Source organism: Parageobacillus caldoxylosilyticus NBRC 107762, from assembly GCF_000632715.1.
GTDB lineage: Bacteria > Bacillota > Bacilli > Bacillales > Anoxybacillaceae > Saccharococcus > Saccharococcus caldoxylosilyticus.
In genome coordinates, this window is sequence record NZ_BAWO01000055.1 from 24,139 (window position 1) to 43,920 (window position 19,782).

Consider the following 19,782-nt stretch of genomic DNA (forward strand, 5'->3'; position numbering starts at 1 on the left):
CTTATTTCATTCGTTCTGCTAATCCACACCAAACACGATCAATGCGGTCGCAAAGCTGCGCCAATTGCTGGTAACACCAACCGGTTACATCGCGCCATAATCGTTCCTCTTTTTCCACCGGGACAACCCCCTGCGTAATGTCTGAACCAATCCACACAACCGTTCGTCCAGAATCTTGTCGTTCCCACTCATGCCACATTTGAAACATACGTTTCCAATAAGTTAAATCTGGAATACGCCGAATCGCTGCTTCCAATCCTTCCATTACAACGATTCGTTCGAGTATATTCACATCCGGCTCGCCATATTCGCATTCATATCCGTTATACCAAACGACATCCTTCCGTTCTGTTATTCGGTAGTAAGTGCACGCCCATTTTCGTTTTCCTTGAAAAGCACCTCCGACAATGAAATGCATCGTTTTTTCTCCTTCCACCTCTCAAGCGTCGATTGCAGTGTAAACCCGCCGCCAAATGGCACTGCCCATTCCCAAAACGGCCGTTCTACCGGAGCGTAGCGTTCCAATACGTAACGAATCGGGCCGCCATGCGTGACGACGGCGACATGCCTCGCGTTTGTTTGTTCGGCAAGCAGTATGGTTTGTTCAAGCGCTTCTTCCACCCGCCGGCAAAAAGCTTTGTAGCTTTCCCCATTGGGCGGCGCTACGGAAAACGGAGAATGCAGCCATTGCTGATACTCTTTTATTTCTTTCAACTCTGGAAAAGTTTTTCCTTCCCAATCGCCAAAATTTATTTCCCGCCATTGCTCCATTTCGCATTTCGCGCCGCAATAGTTTCTAAACAACCTCTCGCACGTTTGCCGGCAGCGCAGCAAATCGCTTGATACAAGCAAATCAACAGGCTTGAAAAACTGCAAGTCTGCTTGGAGAAGCCGTGTTTTTTCCTGCCCTGCAAGCGGCACATCCGTATGCCCAATATATCGCCTTGCTTCATTTTCCGGCGTCATACCGTGACGTATGAACGTAATAGCCAAATAATAAACCATAGCCACGTCTCCATCCCTTCCACAAACGCCCCAAGCGTATCGCCGGTAATGCCGCCAAATTGTCTTTCAAAAAATAAACGTGCAGCGAAAGCAGCAAATATGGTCCCGCATGCTAGAAAAATAATAGTGTTAAAAACAGAAAGATGGGTAGCGCATAAACATGCGAGCAAACAGCTGCCAATTGTCATTGCGGCATGCGCATCGTAACGATCGGCATGTTCCCGAAAAGCAGCAGCCATGCCGGTTTGCTTCGCTGGTTTTCCGCAAATAAGCAGCCATGCCATCGCTGTTCTCGAAAACACCGGAATAACAGCAATAAGAAATATATCAAAATCGGAACATATTGTTTCAAACATAAATAAAAAGCGAAATGAAAGCAAAAACAAAATAGATAATACCGCAAACGCTCCAACGCGCGAATCGCTCATAATTTCTTGGCGTCGCTTTACATCCCGATACGAAAAAAACGCATCGCTGACATCCATCCAACCATCGGCGTGCAAACCGCCGGCAAGCCAAACCGACAGCCACATAAGAAACAGCGCCAGAAACAGCGGAGAAAAGGAAGAAAAAGCAGAAAACAGGTAGTACATCACGGCCGCGACAGCTCCGATGATGGCGCCGATAAGCGGGAAAAGACGGACAGACCAGCGCGCTACGTCACCGTTCCACTCGATTTGCCTCCGAACCGGAATCACCGTTAAAAATTGCAACGATAATAATAACCCGCTCCAAGCTGCTTTCATCAGAACAACTCTCCTTTTTTGACCGTTGCCAACCCGTGCTGGACTAAAACAGCGACCTCCGCTTCCGCGACAATTTGCTGGTGAAGCCAGCCGAGCATTTTCATATAGTGATAGGTCCCGATATCAGCGGGTACTCCCCCGCAAAATAATTCATTGGAAACAATAATCAACGCTTTGCACGCTCCCGCCAGCCGCTCTAGCGTTTCCCACATGTACGCCGCTTTACGGAAACATAATTTTTCCTCTTTCCAGCTGTCATCACGAAACAGCTCATTGGCGAGCCAATTAGTCAAACAATCGAGCAGCACGACATCTTCTTTCGTAAACGATCCGACCAGCTGGTCAAGACAAACAGGTTGCTCCCACGTTGCCCATTGAATCGGCTGTTTCTCCCGCCGCTTTTGGTGATGGATGATGCGTTGCTTCATTTCGTCGTCATCAGCGCTTGCCGTCGCAATATAGTGCAAGGAGAATTCCGGGATCGCTAGCTTTCGCGCGTACCCTTCGGCCACTTTGCTTTTTCCGCTGCGGACGCCGCCGCTAATAAACACCATCATGTTCCCCACCGCTTTAACACATGCAATAATTCGTCATTTTCTTCTTTCGTTTTCACGGCAAAGCGCAAATAACGGCCGTCAAGACCAGGAAAATTGACGGTATGGCGCGGCACGATCCCTTCCTTTAATAAAGAAAAAAACAGTTCTTCTGTTGGACACCCCGGCCGCCGCAATAAATAAAAGTTAGCGACAGACGAAGAAACAGAATAGCCATATGCGCGCAATATGCCCGTGATTCTTTCCCTTTCTTGGGCAATCATTTGCTTCGTTTGCGCGGCAAACTCCTCGAGCGGCAAAAAACGGAGCGCAAGCTGCTGGGCAATCCGGCTTACACTCCATGGAGGCTGCAACGCCTTTACTTTTTCAATGACCGCTTCATTTGCAGCCATATAGCCAATACGCGCTCCTGCTAAATGATGGATTTTCGTTAAGGAGCGCAACACGATTAAGCGGGAAAAGTCATTCATCCACTGCATTGCCGTAAAGCCGCCAAACCAAAAAGGGTAAAACGCCTCGTCAATCACCGTAAACGTCCTTGCTTCCTCCGCCGCGGCAAGCAACGCATAGAGCTCATCTTCTTTCATCACCGTTCCCGTTGGATTGTTTGGATGGCATAAAAAGAGAACATCGACCTCCTCTATTAATTTCATTAACTCCTGTTGCTCATATTTCCAATTTCGTTCTTCCGTTGCAACAAGCAGGACAATGTTACAGCCGTGCGCCTGACAGGCGCGGCGATACTCGGAAAACGTCGGTTCGAGAATGCCTGCCCGCTTATTGGCAAACAGTTTGGCGAGCAAATAAATGCACTCGGAAGCACCGTTGGCGATAAGCAATTTTGCTGGCGATACCCCTTCTGTTTCAGCAAGCAGCTCCGCCAACTGCCGCGCCTCGGGATCGGGATACTCCATCGCCCATTGGCAAAACTCCGTTTGCGAAGGCCAAAGCGATGGCGGAAGCATATACGGGTTCGTATTGACGCTAAAATCGATGTACCTTTCCGGAAGCGGAATATTGCAGTATTCATATAGCTTGCGAGGATTCGCCCCATGCGCCGGTAAACGCAACGATCATCCCTCCTATCAACAATAGCAGCACAAACGACAAAACGGTCACCACCATAATTCGGAGCGCTCGGCGAATATGATTGGTTTGCAAAGGAACGAGCGGGTCACCGATTGTCGGCCGCCTGGAAACGACGCCGTGATACGTATTCGTTCCGCCAAGCCGCACGCCTAAAAGCGCCGCCATCGCCGCTTCCGGCCAGCCGCTGTTTGGGCTTGGATGCTTGCGGGCATCGCGAAGCAGCACGCGCCAGCAGTAGCGGAACCGCTTGCCGCTATGAGCGAACACCATGACGGCCGCTGTCAGACGCGCTGGTATATAATTCATGACATCATCCAGTCTTGCCGACGCCCAGCCGAACGCGCGGTACGTATCATTTTTATAGCCGAGCATCGAATCGCACGTATTGACAGCGCGATAAAAAAGCGCCAATGGCGCGCCGCCGATCCATGCGTAAAACAGCGGCGCGGTAATGCCGTCGCTTGTATTTTCCGCCACCGTTTCCACGCAGGCACGCACGATTTCCGGTTCATCCAAGTTTTCCGTATCGCGTCCGACAATCATGCTTAACTCGCGGCGCGCCTGCTCCATATCTCCCCGCTCGAGCGGCAGCAGCACATTCCATGCCGCCTCTTGTAGGCTTTTCGTTGCAATCGTGGTAAAAATCAGGATCGCTTCTACGACAACCCCAAAGAGCCAAGAAAGCGAATAACTAATTTTGACGGCAAGCAACGAAATGATATACACCGTTCCTGTTACTGCCGTTACCGTCACCATTCCTTTTACGCGCCGATATGCTCCTTTGTTTAACCGCCGGTCAAAAAAAGCGATAAGCGCTCCCATGCCCCGCACCGGATGCGGCAGCCAACGCGGATCACCGAGCCAAAAATCAAGCATCAATGCCAGCGCAATCGCCAGCAGATGGCTCATGAAAAATCCCTTCGCTTTCGATATCGGCGCAGCGCTTCCTTTGTTGCTTCATAAACGACGCGCCCGATCACTTGGCCAATCGGGGTGATCGTTCCCGCATACGAAAAAGCGGTGCCCGTCTGCGTCGCGGCAATGACGATGCAATCGGTCGAAGTACCCGTCGCATACGTGTTCGTCTCGGGATCAAGGACGTTTTCTTCATACAATGCCTTCACCTTTGCTTCTGTCGCCGTCATCACCGCTTGCACATAGGCAGCATCGGTTAACGTTCCATCGATAAAAATCATCATATTAATGGTTCCGATTTTTTGTTCGAATTGCTTCCGTTTCCACGCATGCGCGGCATCGACGGCATTTCCTACTCCCGCCGTCACCACCGCCCAGAGCGAAAACGCGTCTTGTTTTTCATATATGCAAACGGCATCATGTATGTCGACTGCCGTCATCATTCCAATCGTACTGGAAACAGGAAGCCCTCGTTTCCGTAAATATTGCTTCATCTCTAATTCTGCATCTTCACGGTTATAGTCTTTGGAAACTTGCCGGTTGACAAAATGGGTCGCCCATTGAAACCCCGAGCCAACAAGTGCGGAAGACAGCACTTTGAGCGGCTCCGCCGCAGTGATGGCGATGCAGTCGTCCATCGTTGTCCATGTAAGGAGTTCAGGCAGCCCCCGCTGTTCGATGGCCGACAATCCTCTTTCTGGCAAAAAGGCCAGCAGTGGCTTGGAAACGGTCGGATGTGCCTGTTTGTTTACCGGAGATTGAAACACGGAATGGAGAAGCGCCGGCTCCATCAGCTCTTCCGGCGTGCCAAGCGCAACCGCCTTCCCCTCTTTTAGCATTAAAAGCCTGTCGCAATATAAACTGGCGATATTCATATCATGAAAAATGGCAATCACGGTCAGTTTTTTCTCTTTTGCCGAACGAACAAGCTGATTTAATAGATGGAGCTGTTGGGTAATATCCATATGATTCGTCGGCTCATCAAGCAGCAGCAGTTCGGGATTTTGCGCCAGCGCCCGAGCCAAATAGGCGCGCTGGCGCTCTCCTCCGCTTAAGCGCTCGATGCTCTCTCCCGCTTTTTCGGTGAGGCCGACTTCATGAATCGCCGCATCGACCGCCTGCTCATCTTCCTCCGTCCACATCGGCAATAAACGATGCTGATGGGCGTACCGTCCGAGCTCCACCGTTTCTTTGACCGTATAGCCAAACGCCGCATCGATCGTTTGCGGAAGCACTGCGGCAAAACGAGCCCACTCTTTATGCGAAAAAGAAGGGAGCGGCCGTCCGTTCACGGTGATACTGCCGCTTTGCACAGACAGCTCTTTGCTTAATAGCTTCAACAATGTCGTTTTCCCGCTGCCATTTGGCCCTAAAATGCCAAATATTTCCCCTTTTTCCACCGTAAAGGTAATATCATAAAGCACTTGTTTACGCTGATAGCGGTAAGACACGTTGTTTACTTCCAGCACATCGATCACATCTTTCTTTTCATTCTTCGGAAAAATAATAACGCAAACAGCGGGGCGCCAATCAAGGAAGTAATGACACCAATCGGCAATTCGCGCGGCGAAATGATCGTGCGCGCCAGCAAATCGGCAAGCACGAGAAATGCCCCACCATAGAGCAAAGACAACGGCAACAACAAACGGTGGTTCGGACCGCAGACAAGGCGGACCATATGGGGAACGACGAGCCCGACAAATCCGATCGTCCCCGACACCGATACGGCCGCCCCTGTCAATAACGAAGCCCCCGTTAAAATCATGATTTTGCGGCGCATCACGTTCACCCCGACATGGAGCGCCGCCGCTTCGCCAAAGGCAAACGCATTAAGCTCGCGCGCATTCAGAAGAAGCAAGACGACTCCGAGCAGAAAAAACGGAAGGAGAAGCACCGTATATTTCCAGCCCCGCATCGCGACGCTTCCCATCAGCCAGGCAATAATTTGCCGCAATTCTTCCCCGGTCAGCGCAATCATCAAAGAGATAAGGGCGCTGAAAAACGCTCCAAATATAATCCCGGCCAAAATGATCGTCTCCACCGACATTTGCCGTTCCACGGCCCTTGTAAATAAAAGCACAAGCGCGAGCGTCGCCAGCCCAAATAAAATGCTGACGATCGGCAAAGTAAACGTGCCAAAGAGCGGCAGTTGAATACCGAAAAAAATGACGAGCACCGCACCGACGGAAGCGCCGGATGACACGCCGAGCGTATACGGATCGGCAAGCGCATTTTTTAACAGCCCTTGAAACGCCGCGCCCGCGACCGCCAACGACGCACCAACGAGAAACGCGAGCACCACGCGCGGAAGGCGGATCATCATCACGATTTGCACAAGATCATCGGGAGCATCGCCGCCGGACAGCGGCAATCCAAGCCAGGCCGAAAAAAGAATCTTGATAATAGTAGAAAAGGGAATCGATAACGAACCTATCGATATCCCTAATAAAAGCGAGACCGCCGCAACCGTTGCGGCAATGATATACATCGATGCATTACTTAAAGATTTCCGGGTAAATAACTTTTGCAAGTTCCTCTACTCCTTCAACAAGACGCGGGCCCGGACGGCTGACTAAATCGGTATTGACATCATATACCCGCTTGTTTTTCACCGCTGGAACATCTTTCCACGCCGCGCGTTCTAACACCTGTTTCGCTCCGCCGTAGGTAGTAACAATCACATCCGGTTTGTATGCCACCGCTTTTTCTTCCGTCACCATCGGCCATCCTTCCAGGCCGCCGGCAACGTTTTTCGCCGAAATGGCCTGAATCATCTCATCTATAAACGTTCCTTTTCCGGCCGTATAAATTTGCGGCGGCGGCGATACTTCCACCCATACTTTCATTTGCTCTTCCGGTTTAATTTGTTTTGCCTTTTCTTTTATTTCTTCCAGTTTCGTTTTCATATTGTTGATAATTTCTTGCGCTTTGCCGGCAGTTCCAGTTGCCTTGCCAATCAATTCGATCGAATGGTATACATCAGCAAACGATTTCGCATCATTGACTACTAGCACCGTAATGCCTGCATCTTTCAGCTGCTTGAGCCCGTCTTTTGAGTTGTGCGCGCCTGACGCATGAGCGAGAACTAAATCCGGTTTCAACGAAATAATTTTTTCAATGTTGAAATCCATGCCGCCGATTTTTTCTTTCTTTTTCACATCTTCCGGATAGTTGTCAAAATCGCTGACGCCAACGATTTTGTCGCCTAATCCCAACGCATAGGCAATTTCCGTGTTGCTTGGAATTAAGGAAACGATTTTTTTCGGTTCTGACTTAATCGTCACTTCTTCCCCTAATCCATCTTTCACCGTTACCGGAAACGCGGCTTGCGATTGTTCCGTTTTTGTTGCTTCTTTGTTCGCAGGCGCTTTGCTTTCGTTCGCCCCGCTGCATCCGAACAATAGGCCGAATGTCAGGACGACGACAAGCAGCGCGATGTACTGTTTCCACTTTCTCATTGCTGTTCCCCCTTTTTACAGAAATAAAAAAACTCATTCCGAATGGGAATGAGCAAGAAACGGCAATATGTATGCATAAAGGCAGCCACCGTTGCCGTTTCCTACTCTCACCCCCCGAAGATTAGGAAACGCATAAGCAGGCAAGGCAGGTCTACTGACTCATGCTTCATCCTACTCTGAACCTTCCCATACGGCAAACGGCGCATGCCATCGTACCGTACAGTGGCGATTTCATTTCGTCCGCATTTACAGTTGCGGGGACAGTTCTGGACTTTCACCAGATTCCCTATTAAGCCGTGCGGAGCGAATCGCTCCATTGGCACCTTGCTGCGAATGTATAAAATTGTCGAACAATTGACAGTTATAATATTAAAGGATAAGAAAAACTTTGGCAATAAAAAAATGAAAGTTTCATGGAATTCAAGGTATGTAAAAATCCCCCGATGGCGGGGGACAAAGGAACCATTCAATGATTAATATAGCGTTCAAACACAAAACCGAAGTCTTTTACCGTATATTTTGTCTTCGCGTCAACGAGCCATTGAAACGCGAGTTCATTCACTGCTTTGAAATCAGCCAAGAAATTATTTGTGTCACTTTTTACGCGCCCGAATACATTCGCGGTCAATTCCAAACTTTTGTGCGCGTACTCCAGCTTCGTTTCGTTTTCATGACAAAGCTCGGCGATGGCGAGCAGCGATTTATATAAATCTTTTAGTTCTTCTAAATACTTTTTATGAACGTCAATCGAATAGACATGGGCACCGATTTTAAATTTAATCTCCACGTCTAGATCAACGGTTCCCGCTGTTTCGAGCGACACGTCGGAAATCGGATGCTTGTAATAATCATAGCGGCGCAATACGCGTTTCTTGCTGGTTGCGCTCGTGCCATCCAAATGAATAAGCGCTTTATTCGTAAAACAATACTCATCTGATTTCGATTTAATTAAGAAATAAATCTTTTCCCCATCTTCATGCATTACGTAATCATCGGCATCAACTTTATCGTAGTTTTCCGGCTTAATGACCGAGCCGATATCACTTAATCCAAGCACATCAGCGGCGACTTTTCCAAACATCATACAGCCCCTCTCTTTAAAGGTACCTATTTATGTTTATTATATCATATGGGTTTCCATTCCCGAATCTTTAGGCAAAAATAAAATCCAACGCGCTCGGAAAACACGTTGGATTTTATCACGTTATTGCAGTTCATCTCCGAAACTAGAGTCTTTGTTTGTGAATTTTAAGAAGAGCAAATATACAAGGCCAATAGCGAGCCAAATCAATCCAAGTTTTTTGCTTAACGGATCAAGGCTATACCATACATAGCCAATAATCACTAGACCGATAAGCGGAAAAAGAAGGTGGTTCAAATAATCTTTGCTTCCTTGTTTGCGCAGAAAATAGTTGATCACGGAAACGTGCAAGAACAGAAATGCTGTTAATGCCCCAAAGTTGACAAGCGAAGCAAGCTTATCAATTTGCGAGGCAAAAACGGTAGTGACAATCAGGGAAATGACAGCGACAATAATGGTACTGACATATGGCGTTTGAAATTCTGGGTGTACTTTTGACAATATTTTTGGCAGTTTTCTGTCCCTTCCCATGCTATACAGGATTCGCGAAATAGCAGCTTGTGCTACGAGCGCATTGGCAATCCCCCATGAAAATGCCGTCGCCAAAATCGTTGTCCACTTCAGCCATGAACCGCCGGCGATTTCAGCAATTTGGTAAAAAGCAACATCCGCATTTTTAAACGTTGTATAGTCGGGCCAAATGAGAGCGGCTACCCACGTTTGAATGATGAAAAGCACCCCTACCGTTAATAAAGAAAATACAATAGCCTTGCCAATCGATTTTTTTCCGCCTTTCGTTTCCTCGGCCAGCGTCGAAATGGCGTCAAAGCCAAGAAAACTTAACACGGCGATCGAAACGGCCCCCATTACCATTCCCATGCTAAAATGATGCGGGTCGTATAACGGCTTAAAACTGAACTGCGCTCCGTTTACCCCTTTCGCGACGGCAATAATGCCAGTTACCACAAAAATCGCCAAAACGATTAACTCTAAAATGACGATGATCTTATTCGCTCTCGCCGTTATTTCAATGCCAAGAATATTGATCACCGTATTAATCCCAATGAACAGCACTAACCATACATAGATTGGAATTTGCGGAACAATATCAGCCAAAGCCGCCGCACTGACGAGATATAGCAAGGCTGGAACAAAAATATAGTCTAATAATATCACCCAGCCGGCAATAAAACCTACATGCTCGTTAATCCCTCGCTGTGCATAGGAGTAGACGGATCCGGCAATGGGGAACGCTTCGGACATGCGCGCATAACTAAGTGCTGTAAAAATCATTCCTATCATTCCGATAAGGTAGGCAAGGGCAACCATGCCTTTGGAGCCTTCCGCTACATATCCATAAATACCAAAAGGAGCAATTGGCACCATAAATACAAGTCCATAAATAAGCAAATCCAAAAAGCTTAATGAACGCTTTAATTCCTGCTTATATCCAAGCTGTTCAATAGTTATCTGCCCCGTCTGCTTTGCTTCCATCTGTGCCATTGCCCTTCACCCCTTTACAATTGGAATAATTCAATTTGATATGCCTCGAGCACCCAGCGTGGCACGAAGAATCGGGCCGTAACCAGCGGATCTACCACCTGGCTGATTTGCGTCTGTCCAACCGCGCTCATCAGCATTGTTAAATGATTTAATGTTAAATCGGTATGGGGAAGAAGCAAATCCACCATCTCTTCCACCGACTGCTTCACTGCTTCATCTAATGTTTTGGCAGATACGATCGTCGCGATGCCTTCCTCGTTTTGCAAAAGAGGGTGTTTTAAGGAATGACCTTTAATAACGTGAAACGTAACTGTCACTTCCCCTGGAATTTCGATGCCGGACACACCGATTTCTCCGTCCCCCATCGCTGCATGCAAATCCCCTAACGCAAAAAGGGCACCTTCGACAAAAACAGGAAAATATACGGTAGCTCCTGTTGTAATGAGCTTTGTATCCATATTGCCGCCATGCGGTCCTGGTGTTCCGCAGGAAACATCCTCACCGCTAGGGGCAACTCCAATAACGCCGATCATCGGATTTAATGGAATGGCAATTTTTTCGTTAAAAATCGCTTTATTCCCTTGAATCGGGATGATTTTCGCTTCAAACTGTGGAATCCGTTCGCCCAATACGCCGAGTCCCGGCCCAACCGCCATTACTCCTTGTCCTTTTAAATGAATTGCTTCAATTTTGACGGATAAAATATCTCCCGGCTCTGCTCCTTCAATATAAATTGGCCCTGTCGCCGGATTAATATGGTTCCAGTCAATGGAGTCAAACGGCGTATGGTTGGAAGCAATTTGATTTTGAAAGCAATCATACGTTTCAATCACCACTGTTCCTCCGGATTTCACCTTTTTGACAGGCTGGTGATGTTTACTAAACGCATAAATCGATGTTTCACATGGAATGAGCGTCATATCTCCTTCCCCCTTTTCCATTTGTTATTTCTTATTATAAAGGGGTTGATCCGCGTCCTTTTGCATTTTCTTCACTAATTTTTATAATTTCTTTATGTTTTGAATTATACGATAAATAAACAAACTGAAAAAACATTCCATTCCGTTGGTTACAACAATCATCACTTCCCCACGCGACATCATCCATTGCCAATTGATAAAAAAGAAAACGACAATTGGGATTAACATTGCCAGTCTTACCTTTCTTTGTAAATAAAACAAGGCAAGCAATCCATAAAAAGAAGAGGCAAGCATGACAAAAAAGAGCATCACCTGCTTCATAGAAAAACAATGATGCACCCAAAAAACAATGATAACGATACAAAAACCGATACAATATTTGCTTTGATCCAAGACTTTCCTATTAAACCATGAAACAGCCTGCATCTCCATTAGCCGAAGGAGAGACTGCAGGGATATGGCAATACTGGAGGAGAAAGAGGCGAGAAAAGCAACTGTCAGGCAAAATACAAAAAAAGCGGAAGGGGCTTTAAACAGATTATGAAGCATTCCTGCTATACTTCTTCCTTCGCCTAGCTGGACTGCAAAAGGAATAAACAACGCGGTGACCGCAAGCGGAACTGCCATCCAACAAAAAGCGGCTACATGAAAGATCATATTCATCCGTTCCTTTTTCATAGCTAAACCAATGCGCCACATATATTCATCTACAATAAGCTGCCCCATCATCACTTCTAGTACGGCGAAAAACAGTGAAACCAACTGAGTTGAGTTGGCCTGCAGGAAAGAAGGAAACTTGTCTACAAGAACAGAGTAATTCTTCATAATTCCGCTCGCTAAATAATAGGACAGTGGAACGATGCAAACGGCTATATAAATCAAATATAATTGAATGGTGCCGATCTTCTGAATTCCCCGTGTACCGGCAAGAACAGCAAAAACATAAACGTATAATAGCAAAAGGAATAACGCGTAATTAGGGAGATGGAATACATGCCTAAAGAGAAATGAAGATAGCGCTGTAGCTAGTACGAGCCGGTTCACATAAAAAAGGACAATCCATATATACATAAACGAAAACGCACGAGAAGTCATCAGATCGGCAAATATATGCATCATTGACTCTTGTGGATTTTTCTTGATGGTAACATACATCATTATCTTTTTCAGCCAGTAGATCGAGAAAACACCGGCAGCTCCGATAACAAATCCCGAAACTGCCCCATACTGTACAGAAGCGTAACAAGAAAACAACAACACCTCACCTGTAACAAAACGAATCAGCAGAAAATTCGTCCCTTTGCTTAGTCCTATCTTTTCTGGATAAAAATGCAAAACAGATTCAGACGAATGTTCCCCGATATAATGGATCACGGTAAGCAATAAACAAAAGGCGAGAAATAAAAGAGAGTACCAATCTATCATACATACTTCTCCTTGTATTGGGTTGGTGTCATGCCCACGTATTTTCGAAAGGAGTTACTAAAATGATGCTGGCTGGCAAACCCAGTTTCTTCCGCTATCCGTGCCACTGACCAATCCTGCCTTTTGATAAGTAGCTCTTTCGCCTTTTCAATCCGGTAATGGATGACATAGTCTTTGAAATGCATTCCTGTTTCTTCCGTAAACCGTTTGCTTAAATAAGCTGGATTGACATGAATTGCTTCTGCTATATCGTATAAACTAATTTTTTGTCCATAATTTGCGTGAATATACTCGATTGCTTCCTGGATGATCGAGGATTTTACTAACGCCTCTGGGTGTTTTTGAATAAATTTTTGCAGGGCGCTATCTAGTTCACTCTCAATAAGCGGCTTGACTAAATAATCCAACACTTCTAACTGAATGGCCCGCTTTGCGTATTCGAAATCTTGATAAGCAGTAATAATAATAAACGTCATCATTGGATGGAGCTGTTTTAACGTATGGACCAAATCTAGCCCGGATTGTCCTGGAAGATGAATATCAATGAATGCCAGTTTAAATGGATGCACCGCAGCTAATTTTTTTGCCTGCGCTGCATCTTCAGCGGCATACACTTCCCAATATGGATACTTCCGTTTCACTAAATACGTTAACTGTTCCAGCTCCAAATATTCATCATCGACGACCAGTACTTTCATCTTTCTTCACCTGGCACGTAAGGCCAAACGATAAGCGCCTCTGTCAAGTCGCGCTTATTTTTTTGCAATGATATTCTTGTTGGCATATCAAATAGAAGATTGAACCGCTTCCTTAGATTGTCCAATCCTATCCCACCTTTCTCTACAGATACAGCTTGTCCCTCGTTTCCATTGTCGCAAACCCGCAAATAAAGCCAATTTCCCTCGCGGGATAATGTAATTTCTATATATTTTTCTCCTATTTTCTTCTCTAGTCCATGTTTAAACGCATTTTCTACCAACGTTTGCAATGTATATGGAGGAATTAGTGCTCTTTCCGCCTCTTTATCGACACGCACCAATGCTGTTAATTTCCGACCAAACCGTAGTTTCTGTATCGCTAAGTAGTTTTTCGTATAGGCTAATTCTTCTTTTACGGGGATAAGCGCTTCTTTCGATTGATAGCTATATCGCAAAAATAGTGACAAATGTTCCATCCCTTTGACCATTTCTTCATTTTTTCCTAACCTAGCCAATGAAATAAACGCATTTAGCGTGTTAAATAAAAAATGCGGCTGAATTTGCTGATGCAGTTGCATGTACTTACTTTGCTGCAACTCTTTCTCGAGGCGCACACGCGCATTTTCCAACTGCAAATAGTCGATTTCTTTTTCTCCCACACTCAACAATGAGAGCATGATAAGAGAGGTAAGTGGCAATAATACACTAACAAAAATCAAAATACGAAACCATTCTTCGGTAATCATCCCCTTCCTCCTTTCCTCCCTTTTCGCTGCACAATGGTTTGATAACAACGTACACCATTTTATATAAAATATCAAATATTTCGACATATTCAATAAAAAGGAAATTATAGCTATTTTGGAAATAATAATGAGAATGTTGTTTGCCAACACTCCATCTTGTTCCGTTTGTGGCAAAGCGGTTGCAAAATAATGAACCAATTTATGTTTATATGGGCTATCCTGAGTACAGAGGAATGGTAGAAAATAAACCTCTCCCACCTTCATTCTATTAGAGGCGGGAGTTTCTTGCCATCTCCATCGAAGAAGCTTCTGCATAGAAGAAGGGGGCCTCCTTCCGCTCGATGGCTTTATCATCGGAAGTCTTCCCAAGGGATTCCGTAAGCAATATCGTATCGATCCTGTTCTAATCCTTCTAACTACTTCTCGCTTACGCAATACGTAGATATGTTCACTTTTAGGAATCAATTTTCTAGCGAGAAGGAACAATCTGTTTAGAAAAAAAGAAGAAGGAATAACGCTCCTTCTTCATTTACACAGTGAGGCTTTCACATTATCTCTTTATCGCAGCGGCGATCTCGCCATACGAATATATGTATGACGCTTGCCGCGGATGGCAATCGAATACGTCATAATGTTTTCCGGAATGGCGATACCGTGGTAGCCAGCGTCGCCGATATGGTACAGATCAGCGCCGGCCATTTTGCTTGCGAGCGCGATTTGGCGGATTGTATCCTCGTCAGCCCCTTCCTGGCTTGTGCCGATCGTCAGCATCGCCAACGCCCCATGTTCATGGGCAGCGCGGACGAGGCGCGCTATTTTTTCGAGCGTTACACCAGGCACGGTGCCCGGCGCCGGCATAAGGACAACATCGGCCCCCGCTTGAACGAATCGCAGCACCACGTCTTCCGATATAATGCCGCTTCCTGTTTCGCCGGCCACGCCAGCTGCGTGCATTTTCCCGGCGATAATGAGACCGTCTTCGCCAAAAACAGCACGGGCTGTTTCGATCGCGCGGATAATTTCATCGTTTGTCACGCCTGTTTTCGGATTTCCGGTTAGGCAGATAAAATCAAAACCTAGACGTTTTGCTTCTTGCAGTGATTCTTCTGTTGCCATCCTTCCTTTTGGAAGAGAAGCAAGACTCTCTAGCTGCTTCGCGTTCGGGTCAACAGGCTCCAAATTGACGCCAATTGGACGCCCCGTTAACTGCTTCAGACGCTTCACCATTTGATGCGGCTCCTTCGTATCCAACCCGTTTACCAGCGGCTGGAACACATCAAACATGTTCAATAGAATTAAATCCGCGCTAAACGCCGCGGCCAATTCCGCATTCGTCACCGCCGGATAAAGCGGGGCAACGGAGCCGATTACTTCCGCGACGATCGTTCTTCCTTCCGCTGCCTGAATCGATTGTTTCAGCTCTTTTCCGTTCATACGGCAAAAATCCGAGGCGCTGCAGTCTAGCAACCGCTTCATTAGCAAACTCCTCCTTGATCTATATATATCTATAAAAATAGACATTCCAGCCCTCCTCCGCTAACGAAAAGAGCTGGAACGCTTTCCTCTCGGTTATAGCTTTTTCAGCTCGCTGGCGACAAACTCGACATCCGTGCCGACAACGACCTGCACATCCGTTTGATTGAGGCGGATGACGCCTTTTGCTCCTAAACGTTTCAGTTCGTCCTCATTGACTTTCGACATGTCTTTTACTTTTAAGCGCAGGCGGGTCACACAGTTGTCGATCTGGATGAGGTTATCTTTACCGCCCAGCGCTTCCATATACTTCACCGCGACATCTTTGTAGCCGCCCCATGTCGCTGCGTCGCTTTCCGTAAATTCGCCTTCGATTTCTTCACGGCCAGGCGTTTTTAAATCTAATTTGACAATCAAGAAATAGAACACAACGAAATAAACAACGGCATAGATAATTCCTTGCACGATTAATAGATACGGTTTTTGCGCAATTCCATAGTTTAAGAAAAAGTCAATCGCACCGGCAGAAAACGTAAATCCGTGGTGGACGCCCAGCATCGTCGCGATCGCCAACGAAAGACCTGTTAATACAGCGTGAACGACATAAAGCAATGGCGATAAAAACATAAACAAAAACTCAATCGGTTCGGTAATTCCCGTTAAAAAGGCAGTCAGCGCCACGCTGATGAGCGCACCGGATACTTCTTTGCGCCGCTCTTTTTTTGCTGCGGCAATCATTGCGAATGCTGCGGCTGGAAGACCAAACATCATAATCGGGAAAAATCCCGCCATGAAAATTCCGGCATCTGGATCCCCCGCGAAGAACCGCCATAAATCCCCTGTTTTTCCATTGTACTCGCCAAACACAAACCATACGAAGCTATTTAAGACGTGATGCAAGCCAACTGGAATAAGCAATCGATTCAAGAAGCCGAAAACGCCTACCCCAAGCGCTCCGGCACCGACGATCCATTTGCCGATCGCGTTAATGCCGTCCTGAATCGGCGGCCATACATATCCAAAGACAAGTGCCAATATAAGCATGACAAACGAGGTCACAATCGGGACGAACCGCTTGCCCCCAAAAAACCCAAGCCAATCCGGTAACTTAATATTATGGTAGCGGTTATACAGCAGTCCGGCAATCACCCCGGAAATGATTCCGCCTAGTACGGACATGTTAATATCTTTATCAATGGCAGTGGCCCCTTTTGTCAACACAAAGTAGCCGATCGCCCCGGCCAGCGCCGCCGCGCCGTTTCCGTCTCTGGCAAAGCCAACGGCAACCCCGATCGCAAAAATGAGAGGCAAGTTCGAAAAAACAGCATCCCCCGTCGCGGCGATAAACGGAATATTGAATAAATCCGGCTGTCCTAAACGAAGCAATAACCCCGCTGCCGGCAGGACGGCAACCGGAAGCATAAACGCTTTTCCAAGCCTCTGTAAAAATCCCAACATTGAAATTCCCCCTCTTTTATTTTGAACGTTCCATCTCAATCGTCAATTTGTAGCGGTCACCGCGGTAAACCGATTTGACGACTTCTAGCGGCCGGCCGTTATTTAAATAACTTCTGCGCTGCATAAGAAGCACCGGCGCTCCTTCTTTCACTTGCAACAGCTCCGCCTCCATCTTGCGGGCGACAGAAGCCTCAATTACTTGCACGCCCGATTGAATGGTTAACCCCAATTCTTTTTCAATAAAATCATAAACGGAACCACTCACAATTTCGCGGGTTAAATGTGGAACGAGCATACATGGAATATATAATGTTTCGAGCGCCATTGGCAGCTGATCAGCAAGACGGATGCGGCGAATTTCGTAAAGGTTCGCTCCTTCGCGAACATCGAGCAGCTGTGCTAACGACGTGCTGGCAGGAACAATGTTGAAAGCCAACACGGTTGTTCCCGGTTCCATGCCGCGTGCGCGCATATCTTCGGAAAAGCTCGTCAACCCTTTCAGCGGCTGTTCGATTTTCATCGCGGCGACAAACGTTCCTTTGCCCCGTTTTCTTACTAAATATCCATCATTCACTAAGTTATTGATCGCTTGGCGGACGGTCATTCGGCTAATGTCGTAGGTTTCTGCCAGCTCGCGCTCGGATGGAATCATTTCCCCCGGCTTGAGCTGCCCTTTTTCGATCATTTCTTTAATTCCTTGTTCCAACTGGTAATAGATCGGAAGTGGCGAGCTTTTGTTAATCATTTTGCATGCACCTTTCGTTTTTCATCTGGCACAAGCGACAATGCTTCTTGATCGGCAATCACCGTAACGTTCGGGTGGGTGTGAAGCACCGATGCCGGCATATCTATAGTCACGGTTCCTTCGAACAACTTCGCCATAATTGGCGCCTTCGCCGTTCCGGCCGCTAATAGCAATATATGCCGGCTTTTTAAAATCGTTGCAATGCCCATCGTAATCGCCTGGTGAGGTACATCTTCTAAGGATGGGAAAAAGCGGGCGTTCGCTTGCCGTGTTGATGGCGCCAGCTCGACGACATGTGTTGGTGTCGAAAACGATGTCCCCGGTTCGTTAAAACCGATATGCCCGTTTCTTCCAATTCCTAATAGCTGTAAATCAATTCCTCCCAAGTTTTCAATGAGCTGTTCGTAGCGCTGACATTCCGCTTCCACATCATCGCTCACCCCATTTGGAAGATAGGTTTGCGAAAGCGGAATATCGATATGGGAAAATAAATGTTGATTCATATAGTAACGATAGCTGTTCGGATGATCGGGCGACAAACCAATATATTCATCTAAATTAACCGTGCGAACGTTTCGATAAGATGTTCCATTTTGGCGATGATCCTCGACTAATTGTTTATATGTGCCGAGCATTGTCGATCCCGTGGCAAGGCCAAGAACGGCATCGGGTTTTTCCTTTACTTGGGCAATGATGATTTCAGCCGCTTTTTGACTCATCTCCTCATAGTTGGCTGCTTCGATCAGTTTCATCGTCCGACCCCCTCTTTTTATTTGGAATAGGCAAGTTTACCACGGCATATCGTCATTACGACATCATGCTGCTCATTTAATACGACGAGATCAGCATCTTTGCCGGCGCGGATGCTTCCTTTTCTGTCTAAGACGCCTAATTGCTTTGCTGGATTCCAGCTCGTCATGCGGATGATATCTTCTAAAGTGCAGCCGGTATACACCATCGCATTTTTCACCGCATCTCCTAATTTTAAAATGCTTCCCGCCAACGTGCCGTCACGCAATGTCGCCTTTTCCCCTTGCACCGTCACTTCCTGTCCGCCGAGCTCATATGTTCCCGCTCCAAGACATTTGGCGCGCATTGCGTCTGTAATTAATATGAGCCCAGTGCTTCCTTTATTCTGATAAGCGAAGCGAATCATCTCCGGCGCCACATGAACGCCATCAGCGATTAGTTCACATATTACTTCCTCGTGCATCAGCACCGCCCCGGCAACTCCCGGCTCACGGTGGTGAATGCCGCGCATGCCGTTAAATAGGTGAGTCGCATGCTTTACCCCTGCGTCAATCGCTGCTTTTACTTGTTTGTACACCGCATCAGAATGGCCGATTGAGGCGACAACACCATGTTCTTTTAAGTAAGCGGTGAGCGCCAAGCCATTCTTTTCTTCCGGCGCCAGCGTGACAAGGCGAATATGTCCATTTGCGATGTTCTGCCAATTTTGAAATAGTTCGATATTCGGTTCGATGATATTTTTTGGATGTTGCGCCCCTGCACGTTTTGGGGAAATAAATGGACCTTCTAAATGAATGCCAAGTACCTCTGCTTCCCCAGATGGATTGCTTCTATCTATATATTGCGCAACATTTTGTAAAGCACGTTCAATCTGCTCAATAGGTGCGGTCATCGTCGTCGCTAAAAAACTTGTTGTTCCTTCCTTTGGCAATGTTTTTGCCATTGTGCGCAACGCTTCGTCTGTCGCATCCATTACATCAGCTCCAGATGCGCCATGGATATGGACATCAATAAATCCCGGCACAACGGAGAAGCTTGGGTCGAGCTCCACCACCTCCGCTTCACTCGAAGCCGGGCATGATGACATCGGGCCTACTTCTACAATTTTGTCCCCTTCTGTCAGCACATACCCTTGCTCGATTTTCCCTGTTTCCGCATAGATAACTGCGTTTTTCAGCAACCGCCGTTTCACTAATATTACACCCTCTTTCTATTA

20 protein-coding genes and 1 riboswitch are annotated in these 19,782 nt (G+C 46.8%); all 20 genes read right to left on the minus strand.

Annotated elements, in window-relative coordinates; genetic code table 11:
- Position 1: 1 nt before the first annotated feature.
- Positions 2–418, minus strand: coding sequence for a bifunctional adenosylcobinamide kinase/adenosylcobinamide-phosphate guanylyltransferase (locus tag GCA01S_RS14655; protein WP_042410959.1), 417 nt, complete (start codon positions 416–418; stop codon positions 2–4).
- Positions 352–1,005 carry a histidine phosphatase family protein gene (locus GCA01S_RS14660; RefSeq protein WP_042410962.1) on the minus strand — a complete coding sequence of 218 codons (654 nt, stop codon included), beginning with the start codon at positions 1,003–1,005 and terminating at the stop codon, positions 352–354. The genes GCA01S_RS14655 and GCA01S_RS14660 overlap by 67 nt, the downstream gene beginning before the upstream one ends.
- Entirely contained in the window at positions 963–1,751 is a 789-nt protein-coding gene (gene cobS, locus GCA01S_RS14665) for an adenosylcobinamide-GDP ribazoletransferase (protein WP_042410964.1), read from the minus strand. The genes GCA01S_RS14660 and cobS overlap by 43 nt, the downstream gene beginning before the upstream one ends.
- On the minus strand, positions 1,751–2,308 hold the full coding sequence (locus tag GCA01S_RS14670; protein ID WP_042410966.1) for a bifunctional adenosylcobinamide kinase/adenosylcobinamide-phosphate guanylyltransferase: 558 nt from the start codon (positions 2,306–2,308) through the stop codon (positions 1,751–1,753). The genes cobS and GCA01S_RS14670 overlap by 1 nt, the downstream gene beginning before the upstream one ends.
- Entirely contained in the window at positions 2,305–3,375 is a 1,071-nt protein-coding gene (cobD, locus tag GCA01S_RS14675; RefSeq protein WP_042410968.1) for a threonine-phosphate decarboxylase CobD, read from the minus strand. Before cobD ends, GCA01S_RS14670 begins: the two co-directional genes overlap by 4 nt.
- Entirely contained in the window at positions 3,332–4,303 is a 972-nt protein-coding gene (gene cbiB, locus GCA01S_RS14680; RefSeq protein WP_042410969.1) for an adenosylcobinamide-phosphate synthase CbiB, read from the minus strand. The genes cobD and cbiB overlap by 44 nt, the downstream gene beginning before the upstream one ends.
- A complete protein-coding gene (locus GCA01S_RS14685; protein WP_042410995.1) occupies positions 4,300–5,784 on the minus strand; it encodes an adenosylcobinamide amidohydrolase in 1,485 nt (494 codons plus the stop codon). The genes cbiB and GCA01S_RS14685 overlap by 4 nt, the downstream gene beginning before the upstream one ends.
- A complete protein-coding gene (locus GCA01S_RS14690) occupies positions 5,784–6,839 on the minus strand; it encodes a FecCD family ABC transporter permease (protein WP_042410971.1) in 1,056 nt (351 codons plus the stop codon). The genes GCA01S_RS14685 and GCA01S_RS14690 overlap by 1 nt, the downstream gene beginning before the upstream one ends.
- Positions 6,805–7,767, minus strand: coding sequence for an ABC transporter substrate-binding protein (locus GCA01S_RS14695; RefSeq protein ID WP_042410973.1), 963 nt, complete (start codon positions 7,765–7,767; stop codon positions 6,805–6,807). Before GCA01S_RS14695 ends, GCA01S_RS14690 begins: the two co-directional genes overlap by 35 nt.
- Positions 7,768–7,894: 127 nt before the next feature.
- Positions 7,895–8,108: riboswitch (cobalamin riboswitch) on the minus strand.
- Between the two features lie 125 nt (positions 8,109–8,233).
- On the minus strand, positions 8,234–8,848 hold the full coding sequence (locus GCA01S_RS14700; RefSeq protein ID WP_042410975.1) for a PH domain-containing protein: 615 nt from the start codon (positions 8,846–8,848) through the stop codon (positions 8,234–8,236).
- A 123-nt stretch (positions 8,849–8,971) separates the two neighbouring features.
- Positions 8,972–10,351 (minus strand): APC family permease, encoded by a 1,380-nt coding sequence (locus tag GCA01S_RS14705; protein WP_042410977.1) that lies wholly within the window; start codon positions 10,349–10,351, stop codon positions 8,972–8,974.
- Between the two features lie 14 nt (positions 10,352–10,365).
- The gene (locus tag GCA01S_RS14710; RefSeq protein ID WP_042410978.1) at positions 10,366–11,271 is read right to left on the minus strand and encodes an acetamidase/formamidase family protein; all 906 of its coding nucleotides are present in this window, start codon (positions 11,269–11,271) and stop codon (positions 10,366–10,368) included.
- A gap of 81 nt (positions 11,272–11,352) precedes the next feature.
- On the minus strand, positions 11,353–12,696 hold the full coding sequence (locus tag GCA01S_RS14715; RefSeq protein WP_042410979.1) for a hypothetical protein: 1,344 nt from the start codon (positions 12,694–12,696) through the stop codon (positions 11,353–11,355).
- A complete protein-coding gene (locus GCA01S_RS14720; protein WP_017435321.1) occupies positions 12,693–13,394 on the minus strand; it encodes a response regulator transcription factor in 702 nt (233 codons plus the stop codon). Before GCA01S_RS14720 ends, GCA01S_RS14715 begins: the two co-directional genes overlap by 4 nt.
- A complete protein-coding gene (locus GCA01S_RS14725; RefSeq protein WP_017435320.1) occupies positions 13,391–14,140 on the minus strand; it encodes a sensor histidine kinase in 750 nt (249 codons plus the stop codon). Before GCA01S_RS14725 ends, GCA01S_RS14720 begins: the two co-directional genes overlap by 4 nt.
- A 558-nt stretch (positions 14,141–14,698) precedes the next feature.
- A complete protein-coding gene (locus tag GCA01S_RS14730; RefSeq protein ID WP_042410982.1) occupies positions 14,699–15,616 on the minus strand; it encodes a DUF7916 family protein in 918 nt (305 codons plus the stop codon).
- A 93-nt stretch (positions 15,617–15,709) separates the two neighbouring features.
- Positions 15,710–17,071: an N-acetylglucosamine-specific PTS transporter subunit IIBC gene (gene nagE / locus GCA01S_RS14735; RefSeq protein ID WP_042410984.1), complete on the minus strand. Its 1,362-nt coding sequence runs from the start codon at positions 17,069–17,071 to the stop codon at positions 15,710–15,712.
- Between the two features lie 16 nt (positions 17,072–17,087).
- The gene (locus GCA01S_RS14740; RefSeq protein WP_042410986.1) at positions 17,088–17,816 is read right to left on the minus strand and encodes a GntR family transcriptional regulator; all 729 of its coding nucleotides are present in this window, start codon (positions 17,814–17,816) and stop codon (positions 17,088–17,090) included.
- Positions 17,813–18,568: a glucosamine-6-phosphate deaminase gene (nagB, locus tag GCA01S_RS14745; RefSeq protein WP_042410988.1), complete on the minus strand. Its 756-nt coding sequence runs from the start codon at positions 18,566–18,568 to the stop codon at positions 17,813–17,815. The genes GCA01S_RS14740 and nagB overlap by 4 nt, the downstream gene beginning before the upstream one ends.
- Before the next feature lie 17 nt (positions 18,569–18,585).
- A complete protein-coding gene (gene nagA / locus GCA01S_RS14750) occupies positions 18,586–19,758 on the minus strand; it encodes an N-acetylglucosamine-6-phosphate deacetylase (protein ID WP_042410990.1) in 1,173 nt (390 codons plus the stop codon).
- Positions 19,759–19,782 lie beyond the last annotated feature (24 nt).

Coding starts and splice junctions, on each gene's coding strand:
- cobS (WP_042410964.1), bottom strand. CDS start 1,751: ATGAAAGCAGCTTGGAGCGGGTTATTATTATCGTTGCAATTTTTAACG.
- GCA01S_RS14740 (WP_042410986.1), bottom strand. CDS start 17,816: ATGATTAACAAAAGCTCGCCACTTCCGATCTATTACCAGTTGGAACAA.
- GCA01S_RS14660 (WP_042410962.1), bottom strand. CDS start 1,005: ATGGTTTATTATTTGGCTATTACGTTCATACGTCACGGTATGACGCCG.
- GCA01S_RS14655 (WP_042410959.1), bottom strand. CDS start 418: ATGCATTTCATTGTCGGAGGTGCTTTTCAAGGAAAACGAAAATGGGCG.
- GCA01S_RS14730 (WP_042410982.1), bottom strand. CDS start 15,616: ATGAAGCGGTTGCTAGACTGCAGCGCCTCGGATTTTTGCCGTATGAAC.
- GCA01S_RS14715 (WP_042410979.1), bottom strand. CDS start 12,696: ATGATAGATTGGTACTCTCTTTTATTTCTCGCCTTTTGTTTATTGCTT.
- cbiB (WP_042410969.1), bottom strand. CDS start 4,303: ATGAGCCATCTGCTGGCGATTGCGCTGGCATTGATGCTTGATTTTTGG.
- GCA01S_RS14695 (WP_042410973.1), bottom strand. CDS start 7,767: ATGAGAAAGTGGAAACAGTACATCGCGCTGCTTGTCGTCGTCCTGACA.
- GCA01S_RS14705 (WP_042410977.1), bottom strand. CDS start 10,351: ATGGCACAGATGGAAGCAAAGCAGACGGGGCAGATAACTATTGAACAG.
- GCA01S_RS14720 (WP_017435321.1), bottom strand. CDS start 13,394: ATGAAAGTACTGGTCGTCGATGATGAATATTTGGAGCTGGAACAGTTA.
- GCA01S_RS14725 (WP_017435320.1), bottom strand. CDS start 14,140: ATGATTACCGAAGAATGGTTTCGTATTTTGATTTTTGTTAGTGTATTA.
- nagB (WP_042410988.1), bottom strand. CDS start 18,568: ATGAAACTGATCGAAGCAGCCAACTATGAGGAGATGAGTCAAAAAGCG.
- GCA01S_RS14710 (WP_042410978.1), bottom strand. CDS start 11,271: ATGACGCTCATTCCATGTGAAACATCGATTTATGCGTTTAGTAAACAT.
- GCA01S_RS14700 (WP_042410975.1), bottom strand. CDS start 8,848: ATGTTTGGAAAAGTCGCCGCTGATGTGCTTGGATTAAGTGATATCGGC.
- nagE (WP_042410984.1), bottom strand. CDS start 17,071: ATGTTGGGATTTTTACAGAGGCTTGGAAAAGCGTTTATGCTTCCGGTT.
- GCA01S_RS14670 (WP_042410966.1), bottom strand. CDS start 2,308: ATGATGGTGTTTATTAGCGGCGGCGTCCGCAGCGGAAAAAGCAAAGTG.